The following is a 24,131-nucleotide window of genomic DNA, read 5'->3' as shown; positions in this document are numbered from 1 at the left end:
CGGGAGGTCCCCACCGCTCGGATGCGGGGGACACGGACCCGGCTCGCCGTCCGAGCTCGTCAGGGCGGGGTGCGGCGCGCCCCGCTCGTACCCACCCGGGGCCGCCCAACGCCCGGCCGACCGAGGGGCGGGGGTCCACGACTGGCCGCCAGGTCCCCACCGCTGTCAGCCCGAGGGCACCTCAAAGCACGCCGCCCCGGCCCCCGGAGTCGCCCCACCGCACACACACCGGAACACGAGCCCGAACGCGGGCATGACCGCGCCCCCGATCCGCCCGGTCGCGGCGCGGCCCGGCGGGACGCGCGGGGTGGACGGCGCGGTTCGGGGACACTCCGACCGGGCTGACGGCACCACCGGGTAGCGTCTCCCGCTGTGTCCGACGCGCCCGCCAGCATGACCTCGGCCGGGGAGGCCGGCACCGCCACCCTCGACGATCCGGAGCGGGAGCCAACCCCCCGGTCCTCCGACGACGGCGGGCTCCCACCCGTCGACGAGCTGCTCACGGCGGCCGTGGCCGCGCTGGGCGGCGCGCCCCGCCCCGGCCAGCAGCGGATGGCCCAGGCGGTCGCGCGGGCCGTCGACACCGGGGAACACCTGGCCGTGCAGGCGGGCACCGGGACGGGGAAGTCGCTCGCCTACCTGGTTCCCGCGCTCCGCCACGCGGTGGCGCACTCGACGACCGTGGTCGTGTCCACGGCCACCATCGCCCTGCAACGGCAGCTGGTGGACCGCGACCTGCCCCGGCTGGCGAAGGCGCTCGCCCCGCTGCTGGGCAGGGAACCGACCGTCGCGATCCTCAAGGGACGGCGGAACTACCTGTGCCTGAACCGGGTCCACGGCGACGCCCCGGACGAGCCGGAAGGCACGGCGCTCTTCGACGCCTTCGAACTGTCGGCGCTGAGCAGGCAGGTCCGCCGACTCCACGAGTGGTCGTCGGACACGGAGACCGGGGACCGCGACGAACTGGTCCCCGGCGTTCCCGAGCAGGCGTGGCGCCAGGTGTCGGTGACCGCCAAGGAGTGCCTGGGCATGTCGAAGTGCCCGGTGGGGTCGGACTGCTTCGCCGAACGCGCCCGCGCCGAGGCCTCCCGCGCCGACATCGTCGTGACCAACCACGCCCTCCTGGCGATCGACGCGATGGGAGACGCTCCCGTCCTCCCCGAACACGAGGTCGTGATCGTCGACGAGGCGCACGACCTGGTGGACCGGGTGACCTCCGTGGCCACCGTGCAACTGACGGCCGCCGAGATCGCCACCGCCGTCCGGCGGTGCGGCCGGCTGATCCCCGAGGACATCGCGGATCGGCTCGCCGAAGCCGGTGACGGCCTGGCGCTCACCTTCGAGGACCTCTCCCCCGGCGAGCTGTTGGCGTTGCCGCCCGCGTTGGGCGGGGCCGTCGCGGCGGTCCGCGACGCCGCGCACGCCTGCCTGTCCGCGTTCGGTCCGAACCGCCGGGAGGACGCCGAGGCCAGCGCGGCCAGGAAGATGGCGGTGTCCGGTCTCGACGAGCTCCACGACACGGCCGTCCGGCTGCTCGACGCCTTCGAACCCGAACTCACCGAACGACGGGACGTGGTCTGGCTGACGCGTCCGTGGGGCGACGGCCCGGCCACCCCACCCGCGCTGCGGGTCGCTCCGATCGGGGTCGGCGGCCTGCTGCGGGAGAAGCTGTTCGGCCCGCGCACGGTGGTCCTGACCTCCGCGACCCTGACGCTGGGCGGGTCCTTCGACACCCTGGGCCGGCAGTGGGGGCTCCCCGCCGGGCCGCGCCCGTCCGCCCAGGTGGACGGCGTGGCCACCGAGGAGGAACCACCCCGGTCCGACGGGCCGGCGTGGAGCGGCCTCGACGTCGGGTCGCCCTTCGACCACCCCCGCAGCGGCATCCTCTACGTCGCCAGGCACCTCCCCAAACCAGGCCGGGACGGGCTGCCCCCGGAGTACCTGGACGAGCTGGCCGAACTCGTCACCGCCGCCGGCGGCCGCACCCTGGGCCTGTTCTCCTCCACCCGGGCGGCGAAGCAGGCCGCCGAGGTGTTGCGGGAACGGGTCGACGTCCCACTGCTGTGCCAGGGCGACGACAGCACACCCCTGCTCGTCCGCGAGTTCAGCGAGGACCCCGCCGCCTGCCTGTTCGGCACGCTCTCGCTGTGGCAGGGGGTGGACGTGCCGGGGCCGTCCCTGCAACTCGTGGTCATGGACCGCATCCCGTTCCCCCGTCCGGATGACCCGTTGGCCACGGCACGGCAGCGCGCGGTGGCGGCCAGGGGCGGGAACGGGTTCCTCTCCGTCGCGGGTACCCACGCCGCGCTGCTGCTCGCCCAGGGAGCCGGCCGGTTGCTGCGGTCCGTGCACGACCGGGGCGTGGTCGCGGTCCTGGACCCCCGGCTGATGACGGCCGGCTACGGGGGATTCCTGCGGGCGTCCCTGCCACCGTTCTGGCCCACCACCGACCCCGGGGTGGTGCGGGGCGCCCTGGAGCGGCTGCGCCGGGCCGCCGAGGACTGACACCGCCGCGACGTCACCGGGGCGCCTCCGGGGCGGGCCTGGCGCCCGGCCGGCCGCGTCAACCGGGGAGACTTCCCGGGGACTGGGCTCCGAAGATCTCCGCGAGCAGCTGGTCCGAACGCCGCAGGGCGTCCCGGTCGTAGGTGCTGGTCGAGGCGAGCAGCTCGTCCGCCCCCGTCACCGCCAGCAGCCGGCCGAGGTGCTCGGCGACCTCGGTCCGGTCGCCGTGGATCGCCCCGGAGCGGGTCTCCTCCAGGTAGCGGCGTTCACGGTCGGTCAGGTCGCGGGCCAGGACGTCGGACACCGGTTCCAGCGGTGGGAACTCGCCGCGCGTCCGGGCGGCCGCCATCGCCCACGCCTCCGGCAGCAGCAGGTGGGCGGCCTCCGCCGCCGAGTCGGCGACCATGACGTCCAGGGACACCACGACGTGGGGCCGGGGCTGGCTCGGGGACGGCCGGAACGCTTCCCGGTAGCCGTCCAGGACCGCTCGGGTCCGGCCCGGGTCGCGGTCGATGTCCAGCAGTGGCCCGGCGACCACCACGGGCAGGCCCGCCTCGGCCGCCAGCCCCACCCCGCCGCCGCCGGTGAGCACGAAGAGCGGCACGGTTTCCTCGGGCGCCGGCCGCAGCGTCACCGCGCCCGTCCCGGACAGGTAACCGGCGAGTTCCGCCATGTCGTCGGCGAAGGTGTCGGGGGCGTCCCTGTCCCGCCGCAGGGCCCGCCGGACGGGAGGCGTGAAACCCAGCGAGCGCCCGAGCCCGAGGTCCACCCGGCCCGGGTACAACGCGGAGAGCGTGGAGAACTGCTCGGCCACCACCAGCGGTGGGTGGTTGGGCAGCATCACCCCACCCGCGCCGACCCGGATACGCGAGGTCCTGGCCGCCACCGCACCGACCAGCACGGCCGGGCTCGCCCCCGCCACCCCGGGCACGGCGTGGTGTTCGGCCACCCAGAAGCGGTGGTACCCGAACCGCTCCGCCCAGTTCGCGCGCTCCACGGTGTTCCACACCGCCCGCGAGTCGGGCGAGCCCGCGCGCGTGCGGGAGCGGTCCAGCAGGGACAGCCTCACCGTGTCGAACCCCATACCGGGTACAACCCGGGGCGCCGGTGATTCCTGCCGGGTGCTCGTGTCGCCTGGGTCACGTCGAGAGCGGGGAGCGCTCGGCTCGTGGCATCCGGGCTACCCGGCCACGGATGGCGTCGATCCTGGCTGCCATGCTCTCGGCCCTCTCCGGGTCGATCGAGACCCTCCCGGCGGCGGCCTCGGCCCTGAAACGGGCGACGCCGCCCGCCATCCTGCCGGTCGCGGCGTCACCGCCGCCGGCTCCACCCGTCTCGACGTGCACGGCGAACCGCCCCCTCCTCAGCACGGTTCGGACCCGATCAACCCAGCATGCCGGCAGGCTCTCCGCCCCGGATTCCCACCGGCGAGGACCTGCCGGCTCCGGGGCTGGCCGAGCCGGCACCTCGGCCGGACGGCACCGGGTCACCGCCACTCGGCGATGACGGTGACCGTGCCCGGCGCGATCTCGGTGAACCCGGCGTCCCGGACCGCCACGACCCCCCGGTCGCGCCAGGCCGACGCCGGGTCCGCGCCCGGTGACACCCGTCGCCAGGTCGCGTGGTCGGCCTGGCGCACCGCGCAGCGGAAGTCCCGGTCCGCCCATTCCCGCAGCCGGGTCACCCCACCCGTGTCCTGCTCGGTCAGTGCCGCCAGCAGCATGGAGGCGTGGCCCACCTGGGCCGCCGCCTTGCCGGCCGTCATCGTCGTCTCCGGCGTCAGCCAGAGCACCGGGACTCCGGGTTCCGGCGGGCCGGGTTCGTCGACCGGCACCTCGCTCCCGGAGATCTGGAGGCGGGTCAGTTCCCGTGGCATGTCCGCGACCCGGCTCGGCAGCAGCGCCCTCGCCGACCCGGTGGGCAGTTCCACCGTGTGCCCCGGGAGCTGCTGGACCGCCTGCCAGTGCGCCCCCCTCGCCCGGCGGGACACCTTCCTGATGCGCCCCGACACCCAGGTGGCGACCGCCTCGTGCCACTCCCCGCCCGGCGCGGCGCGGTCGTCCAGGGTGACGGCGAGGGCAGCCGAGGCGGCCGCCTCCAGCAGCGCGGTGCGCGTCGGGGGGTCGCCGCGTTCGATGCGCAGCACCACCGGCATCAGGACGACCCGATCGGGGTCCTCCTCCGTGGTGTCTCCGGTCGACTCGGCCGGCAGGCCGAGCCAGTGCGCGTACCTGGCGGCCAGGGGTGCGAGGACGGACATGCCCCAATCCTGCCAACTCACGCCACGTCACCGGTCAGGCGCGTCCGCTCCTCGGCCTAGGGACGCCCGTACCCGGTGCGGCTTGGCGCGGCTGGCAGTAGCGACCCGGCGGGCGGGCCGGCTGGCACCGCCCCCCGGTCGCACGTCCTCGCGGCGGGCCCGGCCGGCTCAGGGCTGGAGCGGGACTCGGCTGAGGACGCCGTCCTCGCTGTCGGCCGCCTCGATCTCCGACCGGGTCACGCCGAGCACGAACAGCACCGCGTCCAGGAATGGCGCGGACAGCGAGGTGTCCGCCACCTCCCGCAGGGCCGGTTTGGCGTTGAAGGCGACCCCGAGGCCGGCCGTCGTGAGCATGTCGATGTCGTTCGCGCCGTCACCGACCGCCACGCACTGCGACAGGGGGACGTCGAACTCGGCGGCGAACCGGCGCAACGCCGCCGCCTTCTCCGCGCGGTCGACGACGGGACCCACCACCCGCCCGGTGAGACGTCCGTCGACCACCTCCAACTGGTTGGCCATGCTGAAGTCCAGGGAGAGGTCGTCGACCAGGTGTGCCACCACCTGGGCGAAGCCACCGGACACCACCCCGCAGCGGTAGCCGAGCCGTTTCAGGGTCCGGACGGTCGTGCGGGCACCGGGTGTCAGTTCGAGGGCGCCGGCGACCTCGTCGAGCACGGACACGGGCAAACCCGCCAACACGGCCACCCTGCGGTGCAGCGACTCGGCGAAGTCCAGTTCGCCCCGCATCGCCGCCTCGGTGACGGCCCGCACCTCCGCCTCCCGACCGGCGTGCGCGGCGAGCATCTCGATGACCTCGCCCTGGATGAGCGTCGAGTCCACGTCGAAGACGACGAGCCGCTTGGCGCGCCGGGCGAGCCCGGTCCGTTCCACGGCGATGTCCACCCCGACCCGCGCGGACACCTCCGTCATCGCCGACAGCAGCCGGGCGTCGGTGTCCTCGCCGGTGTCCTCCGCGCTGACCATCAACTCCAGGCCGGTGACCGGGTAGTCGGCGACGCGGCGGATGGCGTCGATGTTCACGTCCAGCACGGCGAGCGTCCTGGCGACGGAGGTGAAGGCGCGGGCGGACAGCGGGCTGCCCAGCACCACGACGACATGGGTGGAGTCCGGCCCGGTGGCCGTGCTGGCCCGCTCCCCGATGACCACGTCGATGCGCATGCCCACCGACGCCATCGCCTGCTCGACGGCCTCCTGGAGACCCTCGGGGTCGTGCGGCGTGGACACCGACACCCCGAGGACGAGTTGCCCCCTGATGACGACCTGGTCCACGTCGAGCAGGTCCACCCCGTGCCGGGTGAGCGCGGCGAACAGCACGGAGCTGACTCCGGGCCGGTCGGGTCCCGTCACGGTCATCAGCACGGTGGTGTCGGCTGCGCTCACTGCTCCGGTGCTCCTCGTTCGCTCGTCCACCCGCCGGCCGTGCGGGACGGCGGGGACCTCCGGTCCGGCCGGGTCCGGATCGACCGTACTCACCGTCCCGGTCCACGAGAAGAGCCCCGCGCCTCCCTGTGGCGGGAGTCGCGGGGCTCGTCTCGGATGGTGGATCGTGGGTCACTTCTCGCGGGGGTCCTCCGACCGCTCCTCCGGCGGGACCACCTTGTTGGCGGTCCGCTCGGACGGCGCCGCCGGGCCGTCCTCGTGGCGCCCGTGCCTGCCGCCGGTGTGCGCCTCCAACCGCATCCGCTCCAACATGTGCGGGTAGTGCAGCTCGAAGGCGGGCCGCTCGGAGCGGATCCTGGGCAGCTCGGTGAAGTTGTGCCGGGGCGGCGGGCAGCTGGTGGCCCACTCCAGGGAGTTCCCGTAGCCCCACGGGTCGTCCACGGTCACCCGCTCGCCGTACCGGTAGCTCTTGAAGACGTTCCAGATGAACGGCAGCGTCGAGGCACCGAGGATGAACGCCGCGATCGTCGAGATCACGTTGAGCGTGGTGAACCCGTCGGTCGGCAGGTAGTCGGCGTAGCGGCGGGGCATGCCCTCGTTGCCCAGCCAGTGCTGCACCAGGAAGGTGCCGTGGAAGCCGATGAACGTCGTCCAGAAGTGGAACTTCGCCAGCCGCTCGTCCATCATCCGGCCCGTCATCTTCGGGAACCAGAAGTAGATGCCGGCGAACACGGCGAAGACGATGGTGCCGTAGAGCACGTAGTGGAAGTGCGCCACCACGAAGTAGCTGTCCGACACGTGGAAGTCGATCGGCGGGGAGGCCAGCAGCACGCCGGACAGACCACCGAAGAGGAAGGTCACCAGGAAGCCGACGCTGAACAGCATCGGGGACTCGAAGGTGAGTTGGCCCTTCCACATGGTGCCGATCCAGTTGAAGAACTTCACACCTGTCGGTACCGCGATGAGGAACGTCGTGAAGGCGAAGAAGGGCAGCAGCACCGCGCCGGTCGCGTACATGTGGTGCGCCCACACCGTCACCGACAGCGCCGCGATGCCCAGGGTCGCGAAGACCAGGCCCTTGTAACCGAACAGCGGCTTGCGGCTGAAGACCGGGAAGATCTCACTGACGATGCCGAAGAACGGCAGGGCGACGATGTAGACCTCGGGGTGGCCGAAGAACCAGAACAGGTGCTGCCACAGGATCACGCCGCCGTTGGCGGGGTCGAAGACGTGCGCGCCGAGGTGCCGGTCCGCCATCAGGCCGAACAGCGCGGCCGTCAGGATCGGGAACGCCATCAGCACCAGCAGGCTGGTGACCAGGATGTTCCACGTGAAGATCGGCATCCGGAACATCGTCATGCCCGGCGCCCGCAGGCACACGATCGTCGTGATCATGTTGACCGCGCCGAGGATGGTGCCCAGACCGCTGACCAGCAGACCCGCGATCCACAGGTCGGCGCCGAGGCCCGGGGAGTGGATGGCGTTGGACAGCGGGGTGTAGGCGAACCAGCCGAAGTCGGCCGCGCCACCCGGCGTCAGGAAGCCCGCGACGACGGTGAGACCGCCGAACAGGTAGAGCCAGTAGGACAGCGAGTTCAACCGGGGGAACGCGACGTCCGGCGAGCCGATCTGGATCGGCATCAGGTAGTTGGCGAAGCCGAACAGCACGGGTGTCGCGAACAGCAGCAGCATGACGGTGCCGTGCATCGTGAACAGCTGGTTGTACTGCTCCTGGGACAGGTACTGCATCCCGGGCAGCGCCAGCTCGGCGCGCATCAGCATCGCCATCGCACCGCCGATCAGGAAGAACCCGAACGCGGTGACCAGGTACATGATGCCCAGCTGCTTGTGATCCGTGGTGCGCATCATCCGGAGCAGGACGGAACCTTTCGGCTCCCTCCGCGCCTTGTACGGGCGCGTGGCTATCGGCTGTGGAGCGACGGCCGTCACGGTGCCTCCTGCACTGGCATGTAGACCCTTCTCACCTGCGCGGGCGACCCACTGACGGGCGCTCACGACACCACGGATCGTAAACCGGAGCCTCGTTCACCTCTCACTTGGGCTGTAGGCGTACTAGACATCGCCAGCCGGTCGGGTACCAGAACCGCAGGTGGCGGGAGGACGTCACCGTTCCGACGGGTGAGGGACGCACCGGATGGCTCGCGGGGCGCGGTCCGTGCCCCGGAGTAGCCGTCGGCGGCGGCACCCACCACGCCGGCGCGGGCGGCGCCCGCGGTCTGGTCGTCGCCCCACGGGGCCGGGTCCGCCGCCCCTAAGGTGGGCGCAGTCAGGGCACGGGAGGTGGAGCGGCCGTGGAGCGACCCAGGGTGGACCTCAACAGCGACCTCGGTGAGGGCTTCGGTGTGTGGCGCCTCGGCGACGACACCGCGCTGCTGGACGTCGTGAGCAGCGCGAACGTCGCATGCGGCTTCCACGCCGGGGACCCCTCCACCATGCGCCGGGTGTGCGCGGCGGCCGCCGACCGGGGCGTGACGATCGGCGCGCAGGTCTCCTACCGGGATCTGGCGGGCTTCGGGCGCCGCTTCGTCGACGTCGAACCCCGGGAACTCGCCGACGAGGTCGTCTACCAGCTCGCGGCCCTCGACGGGTTCGCTCGGATCGCCGGAAGCCGCGTCCGCTACGTCAAACCGCACGGCGCGCTCTACAACGCGGTGGTGACCCACACCGGGCAGGCGGAGGCGCTGGTCGCGGCCGTGCGGGACTACGACCCGGACCTGGCCGCCCTGGGGCTGCCCGGCTCGGAGTGGTTGCGCCTCGCCGAGGAGGCGGGGCTGCGCACGGTGCGGGAGGCCTTCGCCGACCGCGCCTACCGCCCGGACGGCTCGCTGGTCCCGCGTCGCGAACCCGGTGCGGTGGTGCGGGACGGGGACGAGGTCGTCCACCGCGGCCTGCGCATGGTCACCGAGGGCGTGGTCCGGGCCGTGGACGGCACCGACGTGGCGGTACGTCCCGCCTCGCTGTGCGTGCACGGGGACACTCCCGGCGCGGTGGCCCTGGCGACGCGCGTCCGGGACGCCCTGCGGGACGCCGGGGTCGAGGTCCGCGCGTTCGGCTGACCGGCGGCGCGCTGGCCCGCCGCCCGGCCCTGGGCCGACGTGCGGCCGGTGTGCCCGACCGACGGTCCCACCCGCGCGGAACCCGTCCGCGCCGGACCGCCCGGTGGCGGGGCGCCGCCCCACCCACGCCTGCCCGCACGACGCGCTGAGCGCGCCCCGTCACCCGGCACAGCCAGGACCCGCTTCCGTTGTGCGGCCGCACGACCTCCGGCCCCGGGCCGCGCCCTCCCGCTGGCGGGGGACTCCTCGGAGGCGACGGCGAGCGCGACATGGGGGACGATGGGAACGGACACCCAGCGACGACGCCGAGCCGGGAACGTGGTCCCGGTCCTCGCGGACGAACGGGAGGGGCCATGCCACCATCCCCCACGTCGACGGCACGAGATCTGGTGCGCGCCACCCGGGCGGTGGGTGACAGGGCGTTCCTCGTGGAGGTCGACTCGCTCGACGAGGTGGAACGGCTGCGGCGGGCACTCGCCGACCGCCCGCCCACCGGGATGACCGAGTGCGTCCCGGCGGCGCGCACCCTGCTGCTCCGCTACGCAGACGCGGGCACCGACCGGGCGGCCCTGCTGTCCGAACTCGACGAGATCGAGGTTCCCGCGCCCTCCCCGGCCAGCGAGGGCGAGGGACTGCGGGTGCCCGTCCGGTACGACGGCGCCGACCTCGACGAGGTGGCGGAACTGACCGGTCTCACCAGCGCGGAGGTCGTCGCCAGGCACACCGCCGCCCGCTACCGCGTCGCGTTCTGCGGCTTCGCCCCCGGTTTCGGCTACCTGGTCGGCGGCGACCCGGTGCTGCGCGTGCCCCGGCTGCCCTCACCCCGCGTCCGGGTTCCCGCCGGAGCGGTGGCGGTGGCCGACGAGTTCTCCGCCGTCTACCCGAGGGAGTCCCCCGGTGGTTGGCGGCTGCTCGGCCACACCCAGCTGCCCCTGTGGGACGCGCAGCGCGACCCGCCGGCCCTGCTGACGCCGGGCACGGTGGTCCGCTTCGAGGAGGTGGCGTCGTGACCGCACCGGAGTTTGGTCGTGGGAGTCCCACCACCGAGGACACCGGGGAGGGGGCGGTGCCGGTCCCACGCGTCCCCGCGTCCCGGCGAGGGGAGACCGAGGCCGCCGGGTTCGACGTCCTGGTGGCCGGCCCGTTGACGACCGTGCAGGACCAGGGCCGCCCCGGCTACGCGGCGATGGGCGTTCCGCGGTCGGGTGCCGCCGACCAGCCGAGCCTGGAGCTGGCGAACCGGCTGGTGGGCAACCCCGCGTCGGCCGCGGCGCTCGAACTGACCTTCGGCGGCCTGGCGGTGCGGTTCCGCCAGGCGGGGCTGGTCGCGCTGACCGGCGCGTCCTGCCCGATGTGGCTGGACGGCAGGCCCGTCGGCATCCACTGCGCGGTCCCGGTGCTCGCCGGGCAGGTGCTCAGGGTGGGCGCCCCGATCGCGGGCCTGCGCGCGTACCTGGCCGTGCGGGGAGGGGTGGCCGTCGAACCGGTGCTCGGCTCCCGGTCCACCGACCTGCTCTCCGGGCTGGGGCCACCGCCCCTCTCGACGGGCCAGGTCCTGCCGGTGGGCAGTGCGGGCGGCTCCTGGCCGGCCGACGTCGTCGCCCCGGTGCGGTGGCTGCCGTCGCCGGCGGACCTCGTCGTCCTCCGAGTGAGGCTGGGTCCCCGCGACGACTGGTTCCCGCCCGAGGCGCTCACGCGCCTGGCGCACGAGGAGTTCCGGGTCACCGGGGAGTCCGACCGGGTCGGCATGCGCCTGGCCGGCCCAGAACTGCGGCGCTCCGACGGTCGCGAACTGCCGTCCGAGGGGATGGTGGCGGGAGCGGTCCAGGTTCCCCCCGGCGGCCACCCCGTGCTGTTCCTGGCCGACCACCCGGTGACCGGCGGCTACCCCGTGGTCGCGGTCGTCGTGTCCGAGGACGTGCCGCTGGCCGCGCAGTGCGTTCCCGGTCAACGGGTGCGGTTCCGACCGGTCCGCTGAACGGGGCCGGCCCGCCCCGACGCCCTCCCCACCGCCCCGGCCCACGACCGGGCGCGGTCGTCCTCGGCCGTCCCGCCCAGTCGTCGAACCCGCCGGGTCTCCCGGAGCAGCGCCCGTTCCACGCCCCATAGCCCTGGCCGTCCCGCGCCGCCACTGGGCACCGGTGGTTGTCACCGATCAGGTGGCTGGCCGCCCGGATCGGTCCTCCCGATCACTCCGTGATCGACGAGGGGCCGTGCCCACCGTTTCGGGGGCGGCGAACAGCGGGACCGAGGAGACGAACGACACATGACGCCGCGGCGGTGGTTGCTGGTCGGGTCCACCCTGTTCTTCGTGTTCGGGGTGGTCGCCGGCATCACGTGGACCGACCCGGACGGGCTTTCCCAGGGAACGGGCGCCCCGCCGGCCGGCCGAGGCGTGCCGTCGGCGGCCGATCCGAGCGGCGACCCGGGGGCGCTCCCCGGCGAGCGACCGGAGGCGCTCTCCTCGGGGAGCGCCGGGTGGACGCGGCCGCTGGCTCCCGCCGAGCGGGCGCCCCAGCTCGTCCTGCTCGCGGCCGAGGGCACCCCCTCGCCGGCGGAGTGGCGGCGGATGACCGAGGTGGCGACCACCACGGGTGCCGGTCTCACCGTGTTCCTCCCCGCCTCGGCGATCGACGACGCGCACGCGGAGCGGCGCGCGGGTAGGGCGCCGAGCAGCGACTCCCCGGTGTTCCGCGCGCTGGGTGAGGGACACGAGGTGGGGCTGCTGGTGCGGGGCGCGGACTGCGCGAGCCCCCGGCACCCCGCCAACCCGGAGGCGACGATCCGGCGCGCCGTCTCCCAACTCGCCGAACTCGGCGGGCAGGACTCGCCGTTGCCCGCGCGCACCGGTGTCCTCCTGCGGTGCGCGGAGGCGACCTCGCCCACCCCGGGACTACCGGCCCGGGTCGACTACACCATCTGGGGCCGCACGTCGCTCCCCCAGTGGCCGGAACGGGAGGACGGACGTTGGGTGCTGCGGGCCCTCGACCTCGGCCACGACGGAGACGCCGACGGCGCGACCGGGGCCCGTCCGAACAGCGCGACCGCCCCCGTGGCCACCGTGCCGGCCCGAACCCGCATCAGGGACCTGCACGACTCGACCCGGGGCTCCAACCGGGCGCCCCTCGTCCTGACGACGCGGTCCACGCGGTGGTCGGACGAGCTGTTCGTCTCCGCTCTGCGGGAGGAACTGCTCGGTGTCTGCCCGGCCGAGGAGACGGTGTGCGCCACCCACGCCCAGGCCGTGGAATGGCTGGACCTCCAGAACCGGGACACCCTGCTGGCCTACCAGCGGATGGTCGTCCCGCACGCCGACCAGGCACCGGGGACGCCTGCCGGGGACGAGGCGGAGGACCGAGGGCGTCCCGGCGGAGCGGGAACCTGGTGAGGCGGGTGCGGCCGCGAGTGTCATCGGCCGCACCCGCCGTGGACGCCGACGGTCGCGGATCGGCTCCCAGTGTCACGCGACCCGGCGCCGGCCCCGTCAGGCCGCGTAACGCGGTGCGGGGAGCTCGCCCACCAGCGTGCCCGGCTGGTCCTCGCCGATCACTCCGATGACCTGCGTCGGCCAGTCCGAACCCCGGTGGGACCGAACCGCCGGCCGCACCCGAACCTCACTCGCCCGACAGGAATCACAGCACGCGCATTCGTAACGACGAAGGGTGGCGCTCGCGAAACGCGCCACGGAAACCACCGCGAACTCGTGGCTCCCGACCACGCAGGAACAACCGTTCCCCAGGACAGCGCGATCACGCGCCGAGCGGACTTCATCGCCCAAGGTAACGTCCATGCCCTCTCCTACCGGTCCCGGAGGACCGAAATCGTGACGTCGCCGCCCGGACGTGCCGCGAGAACGGCACACGGAGCGGTCTCACCGCCCCGCCGCACGGAGACCTGGAATGGAAACTTCCCCTCAACGCCCTGACCAGAGCACCTGGCGAGCGATTCGACGGTTCACCGGAGCCGCGCCGGGCCACCACACCACCGAACAAAGAGGACTCCGCCGCAGAATATCCCACCAACCAAGAAGCACACAAGACATCGGGAATCACTTGCGTTCACATCTACTTCACGTCGACGAACCAAGCACGTGACCTGCGCAATTCGAAGGAAACCGCGCGGACGACCCCGACCACAACCCGCATCCGCGCCGAGGTTCCCGTTCTCGACCACCGCCACCGAAGGGCGAACCCCAGAAAACGAGAAAACCAGGTGATTCACTTCACAACGGAGCAACAATCGGGCTCGACGCTTATCGGGGGACGAATCCACTGCGGACGGCGATCACCCTGTTCCGCTCCGTTCCCGAGAAGCCCGAGGGGCACCGGCGCGAAGGTGCTCCGGACCGCGACCGTCCCGATCTGGGACGGGACCCGGGAACGCGACCCCGACACTCCTGACTCCCGAACGGGCCACCGGCTCCCGGAGAGGACACCGCGCCGGCGACGGCACGGAGCCTCGGATCAGCGCCCCCGGACGGCGCCCCGGAGCGCCCACCTCGCCGACGGGAGGGCGGTCACCGCGGGTGGTAGACCGAGAGCGCCACCGCGCCGGTGACCGCCACCACCTCGGGCCGTCCCGCCAACCACGACGAGACCTCCACCTCCTGGACGTGGTGGGCGCTCGGCCCCATGCCCACCAGCCGCCGCACGTCCGCGTGACCGAGGGCCAGCCCGAACTCCACCTGCTCGCGCTCCACCAACCGGAAGTGGGCGCCGAGCTGGTCGTCCATCCGCTCCTGCTTCCTGCTGTCCACCCCGACCAACCCCAACGGCCCCACCAGCTCGGCGAGGTGGTGGTCCTCGGGCGTGACCACCAGCAACACGCCGTCCGCCGCCAGCACCCGGCGCATCTCCGCCGGGTTCCTCGGCGCGAACACGTCCAGCACCAGGTCGACCGCGTGGTCCCGCACAGGCAACCCCGCCCAGGCGTCGGCGACCACCGCGCCGGCCCTCGGGTGGCAGCGGGCCGCGCGCCGCGCCGCGTACCTGGACACGTCCACCGCGACGCCCCGGGAGCCGGCCAGCCGATCGAGGACACCCGCCAGGTAGTAGCCGGTCCCCGCGCCCACCTCCACGACGCACGCGCCGTCGCGCCCCGGCTCGACGGCTGATCCCGCGGCGGAGGCGACCAGGTCGCGGATCGGCGCGTAGTGGCCAGCGGTGAGGAAGTCCGCCCGGTCGGCGACCATGCCCGCGGTGTCCCCACCGTGCCCGGAGTGGCGTCCGGTCAGCAGGCTCACGTAGCCCTGCCGGGCCACGTCGAAGTGGTGCCCCTCCCCACAGCGCAGCCCCGACCGGGTCGTTGAACAGGCCCGATGGCAGTGCGGGCAGGCCAGGACATCCACGACGTCGGAAAGCACGGGACGGGAACCTTCAGGGACTGGGGGACGGTGACTCGCGCCGCTCAGCCTAGGCAGCGGCGGCACCACCCCCGTGACGGGCATCCGGGCGGCTCGCGGTGGCTCGGCTCACAACCGGTTCTGGGAAGCGCGCGATCTCGTGCACGGTTGGGGAGAGGGTGCCTCAGGGTCGAGGTCCCGCACTCGGAAGTCCTCCCCTCCCCGGGTGACCTCCCCACCGCGCCGGTCACCCACGTCGTCACCCGCACGACGGGCCACCACTCGCCTCACCACCGATCTGGAGAAGTCGTGCCACTCGCCCTCCTCGCCCTGGCCGTCGGCGCCTTCGGCCTGGGCACCACGGAGTTCGTCATGATGGGCCTGCTGCCGGAGATCGCCGCCGGCAACGAGGTGTCCATCCCCACGGCGGGCCACCTGATCTCCGGCTACGCCCTCGGGGTCGTGATCGGCGCGCCCGCGCTCACCGCCGTGGGGGCCCGCCTGCCCAGGAAGACGATGCTGCTCGGCACGATGGCGTTGTTCACCGCGTCGAACCTGGTATCGGCGCTGGCCCCCAACCACGAGACCCTGCTCGCCACCCGGGTCCTCGCCGGGCTGCCCCACGGGACGTTCTTCGGAGTGGGCGCCGTCGTCGCGGCCAGCCTGGTCGCCCGCGAACACCGGGCGAAGGCGGTCTCCATGATGTTCGCCGGGCTCACCCTCGCGAACGTCGTCGGCGTGCCACTCGGCACCCTGCTCGGGCAGCAGGTCGGTTGGCGGTGGACCTTCGTCATGGTCGGCCTGGTGGGCGCGGCGGCGCTGGTCAGCGTCGCGGCCCTGGTCCCCCGGCAGCCCGCGCCACGGGACGCGGGCATGCGCCGGGAGCTCGGGGCGTTCCGCCGGCCCCAGGTGTGGCTGGCGTTGGGCATCGTCACCTTCGGCTTCGGCGGGACCTTCGCCTGCTTCAGCTACATCACCCCGATGATGACCGACGTCGCCGGTTACGACGCCGGCAGCGTGACCTGGCTGCTGGCGTTGTTCGGCGTCGGCATGACGATCGGCAACCTGCTGGGCGGCCGGCTCGCCGACCGGGCGTTGATGCCCAGCCTGTACGGGTTCCTCGCCGGCCTGGCCCTCATGCTGGGCCTGTTCGCCTTCACCGCGCACGACAAGGTGCTCGCCGCCGTCACGATCTTCCTGATCGGCGTGACCGGCTTCGCCGCCGGTCCGACGGTGCAGACGCTGATCCTGGACCGGGCGGAGGGCGCGCCGAGCCTGGCGGCCGCCAGCATCCAGTCCGCGTTCAACATCGCCAACGCGATCGGCGCCTACCTGGGTGGGCTGGTCATCAGCGCTGGGCTGGGCCTCACCGCTCCGAACCTCGTCGGCGCGGGGCTGGCCGTGGTGGGCCTGGGCATCGCGGTCGTCTCCGGGGTGTTGGCCCGCCGGGAGAACGCGCGCGAGGGCGGCGGACCGACCCCCTCCGAGGGTGATGGCCCCACGGGTGCCGAGCTGCCGGCCGCCCCGGCTGGCGGGTTCGGGGAGCGGGCCACCTCCCCGATCGGCCGCTGAGCGACCCCCGGGGCACCACCCGCCCGCCGGCGGCCCCCAAGAGGGGAGGACCCCACCTCGGGCGGCGCCGAGGGAGGCGGCGGCCGGGCCCGGGCTGGGAGGAAGGCGGCGAGCCCGGCAACCGCACGTGTCCGGGCCCCGCAGCGGGCGCCCCTTGGCCTTAGGACCGCCCGCACGCCGGACCGTCCTCGTTCCCGCAGCTCAGGGCGGTTCTCCCCCAGCTCGACGACGCCGAGGCACCCCCCTGCGCACACCCCTCCAGGGGTGTTGTACTGTATCCCTGCGAGCGAACGGAGGCGGTCCTCCGGGAGCGAGTAACACGGGGCTGTGGCGCAGCTGGTAGCGCATCACACTGGCAGTGTGAGGGTCAGGGGTTCGAGTCCCCTCAGCTCCACCACCATCGAAACCCTCCTGATCGGGATCACCATCCAGGTCAGGAGGGTTTTTCGTGGTTCGCGGACAGTTGCCGTTGACATTGACCCGCTGGCGCTGGGTCGGTCCAGCCGGTGCGGATGGCGCCCGTCCGGGTCCTCACCGGCCGCCGTCCTGAAGGACCGCGACATCGTTCCGGCCGCGACGTCGACGAGGATGCTGACCACCGTCTCACTAACGACCGTCAGGGTCAGTCCGCGTCGAGAGGATGGTGACGTGTCCGGTGCGCACCAGTTCCTGGTCCTGGCGGATGCGGACGCGGATCGACTCAGTCATCCGCCACCACCCGGCGGGATCAGGGCGTGGACGCGGAACCCGCCGTCCGACCCGGGACCGGCCACCAAGTCGCCAACGGGTGCGCTGGAGGAACGGGTTCGGCCTCGGTGACCCCGCGCCACGGCGCCCGCCCGCGGCTAGCCCGCCCTGACGTGACGGGACGCGGACGACGGGCATGCGGGTGCTCTCCCAGCTAGGAGGGGCCGTGCCGCCGGGCCAGCTCCACCAGACGTTCGGCCCCCGCCGTCCAGTCGTCGCCGTGCCCAACCAGCACGGTCCGCGCGCTGGTCTCGGCTATCGCGTCCAACGACTCCAGCGCGCGTTCGGGGTCGACGGTGGCGGCCCCGGAGACGATCTGCGGGCCCGTCGTACCCCGGTACGGGTTGAGGGTCACCACCGCGTCACCGGCGATGACCGCGTCTCGCTCGGGGAAGTGGAACGCGCAGTGGCCCAAGGTGTGGCCGGGGGTGTACAACACCCGAGGGCCTCCCGGGACCACCAGCTCGGTGTCCCGGATGCGGTGCACCTCCTCCACCGGTTTCGGCCACCACGCGCGGTTCCTCACGAATCCGGCGACCAGCGGCGCCGCCCTGAGCTGGGTGGCCAGGTACCAGCTGAGCGGCCGGGATCGGCCGTACTGGCGGGGGTGCCGGGTCAGCGGGACGTCGTTGTCGTGGACGAGGACGGGAACCCCCAGCTCGGACCGCATCCGCTCGGCGAAGCCGAGGTGGTCGAAATGCCCGTGGGTCAGCACCAGCGCCTCGACGTCCTGGAGACGCCTGCCCAGGTCGGCCAGCGCCTGCCGCAGTGGTTCCCACGAGGTCGGGAGCCCGGCGTCGACGACGGTGAGGCCGTCGTCATCCTCCACGATGAACCAGTTGGTGTGGGCGTGCTCCACGCGGTGGATACCGTCCGCGACGTTCCTGCGCAACATGTCGCTCTCCTGGGTCGGGGCTCGCGTCGGTCCTCACGGCGCCGGATCACGGCCGGGGGCGAGCCACGCCGGCCGCTCTCGCCGTGAACCCATGCACGGGGGCTACCCGAGGACTCCCACCACATTCCGGGCTCGCGGAACCGGCGGAGGCGAGGCGCATGCCAGGAAGGACCTCGCTCTCCCGTCGCGCCTCACGTCGACGCCGCCCTCCGCCACCCCGAGGAGGGAGTGCGACGCGCGGTCGTCCGTGGCGAGTCCGACGTGCCCAGGGCGGGGCAGCCGCTGCTGGTCCGCCACGGAGGCCGGTCGGGGGGCCCGCGGCGCGAGGTCGGGCGGGGTGATGTCGATGTCCTGTGAGCGGACGCGGGATGTCGTCCCCGCATGGCCGTGAGGCGGGGCCGTATCCGCCCTGCCTTTCCGGCGTGGCGACCCCTGTCATGGCGCGGCCCCTCTGGATCGGGAGGTGACCCCGAGGGGCGGCTGCCAGGCCAGGAGGCCTGATCAGCTGGTGGGCCGTGGGTTGGTCGGGCCGTGGCGGCCCAGTGGCGCGACGCACTCGCCGAAGCCCGGACCACCGCTCACCCCGGCTCCCCTGGCTCGGCTCCCGAGATCGCCCGCTCCCGGAGGAGTTCCAGCCGCCGGTCCCAGGCCGCGGCCATCAGGCCCAGCTGGTTGGCAGCGGCACCGAGCCGTGTTCCCACCGCCCTGTACCGCAACTCCCGACCGTGTCGCTCCCGCTCGACCAGGCCGGCTCCCCGAAGGATCTCCAGGTGGCGGGAGATCGCCTGCCGGGTGACGGGCAAGCCCTCGGCGAGGGCGGAGGCGGAGGCGGCACCGGCCTCCAGCCTGCGGAGGATCGCCCACCGCGTGTCGTCCCCAAGAGCGGAACAGATCTCCACGACCGTCCGGTCGGGCCCGTTCACCGCGCCGTCCGTCCGACGTGCCGGTGGAGCGCCGCGAGTTCCTGCCGCCAGCCCTCGGTGTTGTCGTCGAGCATCCTGCGCCGGAGCAGTGCGGTCTCGTCCAGCTCCGCGAAGCCGCTCTCCACCACCCGCAGCCGGACCGAGGAGGTACCGACGGGTCGGAGGAGGAACTCGACGAGCGTCGAGTTCCCAGGCCCGAGGGCGGCGACGCGCCCAGCCTCCGAAGGGCCGCCGTACCAGCGGAAGGCGATGTACTCGTGGGGACGGCTGTCGACGGTCTCCACGGCGAAGACGCCGTGCTCCGGGTCGCGGACCAGGACCCGGGCGTCTCCGTCGGCCTGGATCTCGTGCGGGGTGATCTCGCCGCCGTTGATCCACCAGCCCGGTTCGGACACCAGGTCCCAGACCACTCGAGGCGGCGCCTCGATCAGGATGTCCCGTTCGATCCGGTCCGCGTTCCCATCCAGCGACATGCAACCAGCCTATTGCATCAACGCTCGTTTTAGTGCAACCATCTCGTTGCACTTCACTCCAGGAGGTACCAATGCCCAGTCCCCGGTTCCGCGGTGGCCCCAACATCGCCATGAAACTGCCCGCCGCGCGCTTCGACGACACGGTCGCCTTCTACCGGGACGTGCTCGGTCTCGACGTCACCGAGGAACCATCGGCGGCGACCGGGATGGTCTCGCGCTCGGTGCGGGTCGATTTCGGCGCCTACGCCCTGTGGCTCGACCGGGTGGACAACTACGCGCGCTCCGATATCTGGCTGGAGCTCACCACCGACGACCTCGACGATGCCGTCCGACACCTCGCGGCGCACGGCGTCGGCACGAACGACGAGCTGGAGGAACTCCCGACGGGAAGCCGAGCCCACTGGGTGTGCGCGCCGACCGGGGTGCCGCACATCCTGCACCCGCACACGTCATGACCAACCGCCACACCACCTCGGCCAGTCAGCGCGCTGCGTGACGGTCCGGGTCCGACGGCCCGGCGGGCTCGTGGGCTGCCGCCGCCCCGGGACGGAGGGCCTCAAGCCCTCGCCCACGCCCCCTCCTCCGGAGGCGCGGCGCGGCCCGCCGCCCCACCCGAGCGGAAGCCCCGGTGGTGGCCGGTGGCCCACCCGGCACCCGCGTCAGCCCACGACGACCGGGGACGCCGACCTTCCGGGCCCCTCCTCGGCCGCTGTCGCCGCCCGGGCCTCCGGTGAGGCGATCGTGAAGGCGGTGCGCAGCAACCGCGCCAGGGTGACCAGCTGGTCGCCACCCCGATCACGACGCCACACCAACCCGAGCTGGGAGGACGCCTCCATGCCCGTCACCGGCAGGAAGCGAACGTCCCGGCGCGCCGCGCGGTCCGCGAGCGGACGGCAGACCAGCATCACGTGCTCTCCGCCGGCGACCGTCGCGAGACCCTCGTGGATCGTGGAGATGGCCACGGACGAGGAGATCGGCAGGCCCGCCGGCGTCGCGCGCGGCACCCTCGCGGCCATCCAGTAGTCGGGTGCGTCGCCGAGGGGGCGGACGACGTCCCACTCCGCCAGCTCCTCGACCGTGACCGACGTCCGGCGGGCCAGCGGGTGGTTCGTCGAGACCGCCAGCAGCCGGTCCTGCGGGGGGAACCGGTACCCGACGGTGAGCGCGGCCTCGTGGCATGGCAGCTCCACCACCGCCGCGTCGACCCGACCCTCCACAACGGCGGTGAAGGGCGAACCCAGCGGTACCTCGCTCAGCGCCATCGACACCCCGTGCTCGGCGCGTAGCGACCGGAAGGCCTCGGTGATCTCCTCGTAGACGTCGCCGTGGAAGCCCACTCGCAGCTCACGCAGCTCACGCCTCCGCGCGCGATCACGCGCTCGGGAGAAGACCGCCGTCAGTTCCTCGTAGGCGGGACGCACCTCGTCCACGAACTGGACCCCGAACCTCGTCAGCGCGACCCGCCGGCTGGTGCGCTCGACCAGCCGGACCCCGAGCCGCCGTTCGAGTTCGGCGACGAGCTGGCTGGCCCGGCTCTGCGAGTACCCGAGCCGCTCGGCGGTGCGGCCGAAGTGCAGCTCCTCCGCCAGCGTGAGCAGGCACTCGATCTGGTGCAGGTTGGCCTGGTGCACGGCACCCCCCTCCGACCACGTTCGATCAGCTCAGCTTATCGATCGGCGAGGAGATCGCCGTTGTTCGGCTGCCGTCCCGTTGCTTGCCTGGGGAGCATGAGTTCCTCCGCTTCCGCCGGGACCGGCTCCCACCACACGACCGCCTGGCAGTGGGTGGCGCTGGCCGTCCTGTCCCTGTCCACCTTCGTGGTCGTCACCTCGGAGATGCTGCCCGTGGGCGTGCTGACGCCCATGGCCGAGGGCTTGGGGGTCGGCTCGGGAACGGCCGGGTTCAGCCTGACGATCACCGGCCTGGTCACGGCGGTCACCGCGCCGGTGGTGCCCCGCGTGCTGGGTGGGGTGGACCGGCGGTGGGTCCTCGCGGTGTCGATGGTCGTGCTGGCGGCCGGGAACGCGCTCACCGCGGTCGCGGACGGGTTCGGGCTTCTCGTGGTCTCCCGCGTCATCCTCGGTCTGGGGATGGGAGCGGTGTGGGGGCTGGCGGCGGCGGTGGCCCCGCGCCTGGTCGGGCCCCGTCATGCGGCGCTGGCGGTGTCCTGCGCCGTCAGCGGGGTCGCGGCAGCCTCGGTGGCCGGCGTGCCCGCCGGCACCGTCATCGGCGACGCCTTCGGGTGGCGGGCGGCGTTCGTCGCGCTGGCCGTGAGCGCCGTCGTCCTGGCCGCCGCCCTGCTGGTCACGCTGCCCCGGTTGCCCAGGCCTCGGACCGGGCCGGCCGTTGGGGTGCCGGCCGGCCGGTCACCACTGGCTTCGAGGGCGGTCGTCGGCGGACTGGCCGTGGTCGTCGTCCTCGTCACCGCCCACTTCGCCGCCTACACCTACGTGCGCCCCGCCCTCGAGGGGCACGGGATGACGGCCGGCGGGATCGCCGTGGCGCTCCTCGTCTACGGGGTGTTCGGACTGGTGGGGAACTTCGCGGCCGGGGCCCTCGCGGCGCGGCGGCCGCGCGCGACCGTGCTGCTCCTGGCCGGCGGCATCGCCGCCTCCGTCGCCCTGCTCGCGCTGTCGGCGGGCCTGACCGGGGTCGCCGGGGTGGCGATGGGCCTGTGGGGCCTGGCCTACGGTGGTCTCTCGGTCGCCGGCCAGCTCTGGATGCAGCGGTCGGCTCCCGACCGCGTCGAGGAGGTGACCGGCCTCTACGTGGGCCTGTTCACGGCCGCCATCGCGCTCGGCGCCCTCCTCGGGGGAGGCCTGGTCGGAGCCGTCGGCATCGTGCCGCTGCTGTGGAGCGCGTCCTGCCTCGCCCTCGCCGCCCTCGCCATCGGCCTGGCGGGACCCCGCGCCGTTCCTCCCTCCGGGAGCGGGACCGACGGGAACGGCTCCCGGATGCCGGCCGAGCTGGCGAACCACCCCGGCACCACGGGTTCGCGCACCTGAACTCGCCGGCCACGGGTGCCCCGCCGGCCGGCCAAGACCAGGACCCAGCGACGAGGGCGAGCCCGACCAGCGGAGCGCGTCCCGCCTCCCAGGGCACGGGCGGTGGTCACGGCGGAGAGCCCCCTCGGCGCCCTCGCCAGCGGGCAGGGAGGGCGGGGTCAACCGGCGTGACCGGGGGCGCAGTGGCTTCGGCTCGCTCGCAGGCCGTCGGCGAGCGTCTCCTGGTTGAGCATGGCCAGCACCGCGCCTTCGGCTCGTGCGGTGAGGTCCTCGAAGTAGGCGGAGGCGTGCGCGGCACCGACGCACCCGCTCTCGACCTCCGGCCGGCACACCCACAACGGCTTGTCCCCGACTGCACAGCGATAGATCTCGGCCAGCGTGATGGCCTCGGCCGGTCGCGCCAGTCGGGTGCCGCCGGCCCGCCCCTTGATCGACTCGACCAGACCAGCGTGCCCCAGGGGGACGAGGAGCTTGCGGACCAGGCTGGGGTTGGCGCCGACGCGCTCGGCGAGCTGGCCGCTGCTCACGACCGGCGCGCCCTCCTCCTCGGCGATGGCCAGGAAGAACATGACGGCCAGCGCACTGGAGAACCTGATGTCCAGCACCGTCGCACCTCCCCGTTCGTCCCCGCAGCCTACTCGGCCACCACATGCCGAGCCGAAAACGTCACAGACACAGTTGCGTTTTCTGGCAGAAACTGTATCTTTCAAAGGAGCAATTCGTCGACCTCCCGGGAGTCCAGCCCCATGTCCACTCGCGTCGCCCAGGCCCTCGCCCGCCCGCTGACCCTGGGTTCGGCGGAACTGCCGAACCGCCTCGTCATGGCCCCGATGACCAGGGCTTTCTCACCGGGAGGCGTCCCAGGAACGGATGTCGCCGACTACTACGCCCGCCGGGCCGCGGCCGGCACCGGGCTGATCATCACCGAGGGCACCTACATCGACCACCCCTCGGCCGGGGACGTGGAGAGCGTGCCCCGCTTCCACGGCGAGGCGCCGCTCGCCGGCTGGCGCCGCGTCGTCGAGGCCGTGCACGCCGCCGGCGGCCGGATCATGCCCCAGCTGTGGCACGTGGGCATCCAACGCCCCGCCGGCAACCCGCCCTTCCCGGAGGCCCCCTCGGTCGGCCCGTCCGGGATCGCGCTGGACGGCACCGAGGGAGCCGGTGAGGCCCTCTCCCCCACCGAGATCGACCGCGTCATCACCGCGTTCGCCGAAGCGGCCCACCAGGCCGAACGCATCGGTTTCGACGGGATCGAGCTGCACGGCGCGCACGGCTACCTGATCGACCAGTTCCTCTGGGAGCGCACCAACCGGAGGACCGACGGCTACGGCGGCGACCTCGTCGCCCGCACCCGCTTCGCCACCGACATCATCACCGCCGTGCGCGAACGCGTCGCTCCCGACTTCCCCGTCGTCCTCCGCTTCTCGCAGTGGAAGGCGGACAACTACGACGCGCGACTGGCCGAGACCCCCGACGAGCTCCAGCGGCTGCTCACCCCGCTGTCCGAGGCGGGCGTGACCGCCTTCCACGCGTCCACCCGCCGCTTCTGGGAGCCCGAGTTCCCCGACTCGGGTGTCGACCTGAACCTGGCAGGGTGGACCCGCAAGCTGACCGGGAAGCCCGTGATCACCGTCGGGTCGGTCGGCCTCGACTCCGTCTTCGAACCCGCCGCCCTCTTCGCGGGTCAGGGCGCCGGGGTGGAGAGCGTCAACCGGCTGCTGGACCGGCTGGAGCGTGACGAGTTCGACCTCGTCGCCGTCGGCCGCGCGCTGCTGGCCGACCCCGAGTGGGCGCGCAAGGTCCTGGAGGGACGCGAGGAGGAGCTCACCCCCTTCAGCGCGGACGCCCTGGGCACCCTGCGCTGACCGGTTCCCCGAACGCCGTCGTCGCCCCTGGCCGGCCCGAACGGTTCGGTTCGCGCCGATACCG

Annotated in this window: 20 protein-coding genes and 1 tRNA gene; 10 read left to right on the top strand and 11 right to left on the bottom strand. The window is 73.4% G+C overall.

Going from position 1 to position 24,131, the window contains the following annotated elements:
- The first annotated feature begins 372 nt into the window (after positions 1-372).
- A complete protein-coding gene (locus tag ACOJVX_RS04165) occupies positions 373-2,505 on the top strand; it encodes an ATP-dependent DNA helicase (protein WP_418155054.1) in 2,133 nt (710 codons plus the stop codon).
- A 58-nt stretch (positions 2,506-2,563) separates the two neighbouring features.
- Here the strand turns inward: ACOJVX_RS04165 and ACOJVX_RS04160 are convergent, their stop codons facing one another.
- From ACOJVX_RS04160 to ctaD, 5 genes are all read right to left on the bottom strand, one after another.
- Complete coding sequence (locus ACOJVX_RS04160) at positions 2,564-3,574, bottom strand: MsnO8 family LLM class oxidoreductase (protein ID WP_422647267.1); 1,011 nt, start codon at positions 3,572-3,574, stop codon at positions 2,564-2,566.
- Positions 3,575-3,644: 70 nt separating this feature from the next.
- Positions 3,645-3,875 carry a hypothetical protein gene (locus ACOJVX_RS04155; RefSeq protein WP_156038275.1) on the bottom strand — a complete coding sequence of 77 codons (231 nt, stop codon included), beginning with the start codon at positions 3,873-3,875 and terminating at the stop codon, positions 3,645-3,647.
- A gap of 116 nt (positions 3,876-3,991) precedes the next feature.
- Positions 3,992-4,765, bottom strand: coding sequence for a peptidyl-tRNA hydrolase (locus ACOJVX_RS04150; protein WP_103055703.1), 774 nt, complete (start codon positions 4,763-4,765; stop codon positions 3,992-3,994).
- Positions 4,766-4,933: 168 nt separating this feature from the next.
- Positions 4,934-6,139, bottom strand: a complete 1,206-nt coding sequence (serB, locus tag ACOJVX_RS04145; RefSeq protein ID WP_030104072.1) for a phosphoserine phosphatase SerB — start codon at positions 6,137-6,139, stop codon at positions 4,934-4,936.
- 198 nt (positions 6,140-6,337) lie between these two features.
- Positions 6,338-8,116 carry a cytochrome c oxidase subunit I gene (gene ctaD / locus ACOJVX_RS04140; protein ID WP_026417209.1) on the bottom strand — a complete coding sequence of 593 codons (1,779 nt, stop codon included), beginning with the start codon at positions 8,114-8,116 and terminating at the stop codon, positions 6,338-6,340.
- 362 nt (positions 8,117-8,478) lie between these two features.
- Here ctaD and ACOJVX_RS04135 point away from each other — a divergent pair, with 362 nt between their 5' ends.
- The 4 genes from ACOJVX_RS04135 (at position 8,479) to ACOJVX_RS04120 (ending at position 12,631) form a co-directional block, all read left to right on the top strand.
- On the top strand, positions 8,479-9,243 hold the full coding sequence (locus tag ACOJVX_RS04135) for a LamB/YcsF family protein (protein WP_418155050.1): 765 nt from the start codon (positions 8,479-8,481) through the stop codon (positions 9,241-9,243).
- Between the two features lie 353 nt (positions 9,244-9,596).
- Positions 9,597-10,253: a 5-oxoprolinase subunit B family protein gene (locus ACOJVX_RS04130; RefSeq protein WP_418155049.1), complete on the top strand. Its 657-nt coding sequence runs from the start codon at positions 9,597-9,599 to the stop codon at positions 10,251-10,253.
- Positions 10,250-11,221, top strand: coding sequence for a biotin-dependent carboxyltransferase family protein (locus ACOJVX_RS04125; protein WP_418155048.1), 972 nt, complete (start codon positions 10,250-10,252; stop codon positions 11,219-11,221). The genes ACOJVX_RS04130 and ACOJVX_RS04125 overlap by 4 nt, the downstream gene beginning before the upstream one ends.
- Positions 11,222-11,509: 288 nt before the next feature.
- Positions 11,510-12,631, top strand: a complete 1,122-nt coding sequence (locus tag ACOJVX_RS04120) for a hypothetical protein (protein WP_418155047.1) — start codon at positions 11,510-11,512, stop codon at positions 12,629-12,631.
- 1,128 nt (positions 12,632-13,759) lie between these two features.
- Here ACOJVX_RS04120 and ACOJVX_RS04115 read toward each other — a convergent pair.
- Positions 13,760-14,605, bottom strand: a complete 846-nt coding sequence (locus ACOJVX_RS04115) for a putative RNA methyltransferase (protein WP_418155046.1) — start codon at positions 14,603-14,605, stop codon at positions 13,760-13,762.
- 288 nt (positions 14,606-14,893) lie between these two features.
- On the opposite strand from ACOJVX_RS04115, the gene ACOJVX_RS04110 reads away from it, so the two are divergent.
- The gene (locus ACOJVX_RS04110) at positions 14,894-16,156 is read left to right on the top strand and encodes an MFS transporter (protein ID WP_422647266.1); all 1,263 of its coding nucleotides are present in this window, start codon (positions 14,894-14,896) and stop codon (positions 16,154-16,156) included.
- Between the two features lie 321 nt (positions 16,157-16,477).
- Positions 16,478-16,553, top strand: a tRNA-Ala gene (locus tag ACOJVX_RS04105).
- Between the two features lie 504 nt (positions 16,554-17,057).
- Here the strand turns inward: ACOJVX_RS04105 and ACOJVX_RS04100 are convergent.
- From ACOJVX_RS04100 to ACOJVX_RS04090, 3 genes are all read right to left on the bottom strand, one after another.
- Positions 17,058-17,798 (bottom strand): MBL fold metallo-hydrolase, encoded by a 741-nt coding sequence (locus ACOJVX_RS04100; protein ID WP_026417216.1) that lies wholly within the window; start codon positions 17,796-17,798, stop codon positions 17,058-17,060.
- A gap of 578 nt (positions 17,799-18,376) precedes the next feature.
- On the bottom strand, positions 18,377-18,721 hold the full coding sequence (locus ACOJVX_RS04095) for an ArsR/SmtB family transcription factor (RefSeq protein ID WP_030104082.1): 345 nt from the start codon (positions 18,719-18,721) through the stop codon (positions 18,377-18,379).
- Positions 18,718-19,194 (bottom strand): SRPBCC domain-containing protein, encoded by a 477-nt coding sequence (locus ACOJVX_RS04090; protein WP_422647265.1) that lies wholly within the window; start codon positions 19,192-19,194, stop codon positions 18,718-18,720. Before ACOJVX_RS04090 ends, ACOJVX_RS04095 begins: the two co-directional genes overlap by 4 nt.
- A 71-nt stretch (positions 19,195-19,265) precedes the next feature.
- Between ACOJVX_RS04090 and ACOJVX_RS04085 the strand changes: the two genes are divergently transcribed.
- Positions 19,266-19,649: a VOC family protein gene (locus ACOJVX_RS04085; RefSeq protein ID WP_418154312.1), complete on the top strand. Its 384-nt coding sequence runs from the start codon at positions 19,266-19,268 to the stop codon at positions 19,647-19,649.
- A 204-nt stretch (positions 19,650-19,853) separates the two neighbouring features.
- Here the strand turns inward: ACOJVX_RS04085 and ACOJVX_RS04080 are convergent, their stop codons facing one another.
- Positions 19,854-20,825: a LysR family transcriptional regulator gene (locus ACOJVX_RS04080; RefSeq protein ID WP_418154313.1), complete on the bottom strand. Its 972-nt coding sequence runs from the start codon at positions 20,823-20,825 to the stop codon at positions 19,854-19,856.
- 96 nt (positions 20,826-20,921) lie between these two features.
- On the opposite strand from ACOJVX_RS04080, the gene ACOJVX_RS04075 reads away from it, so the two are divergent.
- Positions 20,922-22,199, top strand: coding sequence for an MFS transporter (locus tag ACOJVX_RS04075; protein ID WP_422647264.1), 1,278 nt, complete (start codon positions 20,922-20,924; stop codon positions 22,197-22,199).
- A 158-nt stretch (positions 22,200-22,357) separates the two neighbouring features.
- On the opposite strand, the gene ACOJVX_RS04070 is transcribed toward ACOJVX_RS04075, so the two are convergent.
- The gene (locus tag ACOJVX_RS04070) at positions 22,358-22,804 is read right to left on the bottom strand and encodes an RrF2 family transcriptional regulator (RefSeq protein WP_016698686.1); all 447 of its coding nucleotides are present in this window, start codon (positions 22,802-22,804) and stop codon (positions 22,358-22,360) included.
- 141 nt (positions 22,805-22,945) lie between these two features.
- Here ACOJVX_RS04070 and ACOJVX_RS04065 point away from each other — a divergent pair, with 141 nt between their 5' ends.
- Entirely contained in the window at positions 22,946-24,067 is a 1,122-nt protein-coding gene (locus ACOJVX_RS04065; RefSeq protein ID WP_418154315.1) for an NADH:flavin oxidoreductase, read from the top strand.
- Positions 24,068-24,131: the final 64 nt, after the last annotated feature.

The sequence above is a fragment of the Actinoalloteichus caeruleus genome (assembly GCF_049311605.1).
Taxonomy (GTDB): Bacteria; Actinomycetota; Actinomycetes; order Mycobacteriales; family Pseudonocardiaceae; genus Actinoalloteichus_B; species Actinoalloteichus_B caeruleus.
This window is presented reverse-complemented; position numbering and strand designations above follow the sequence as displayed.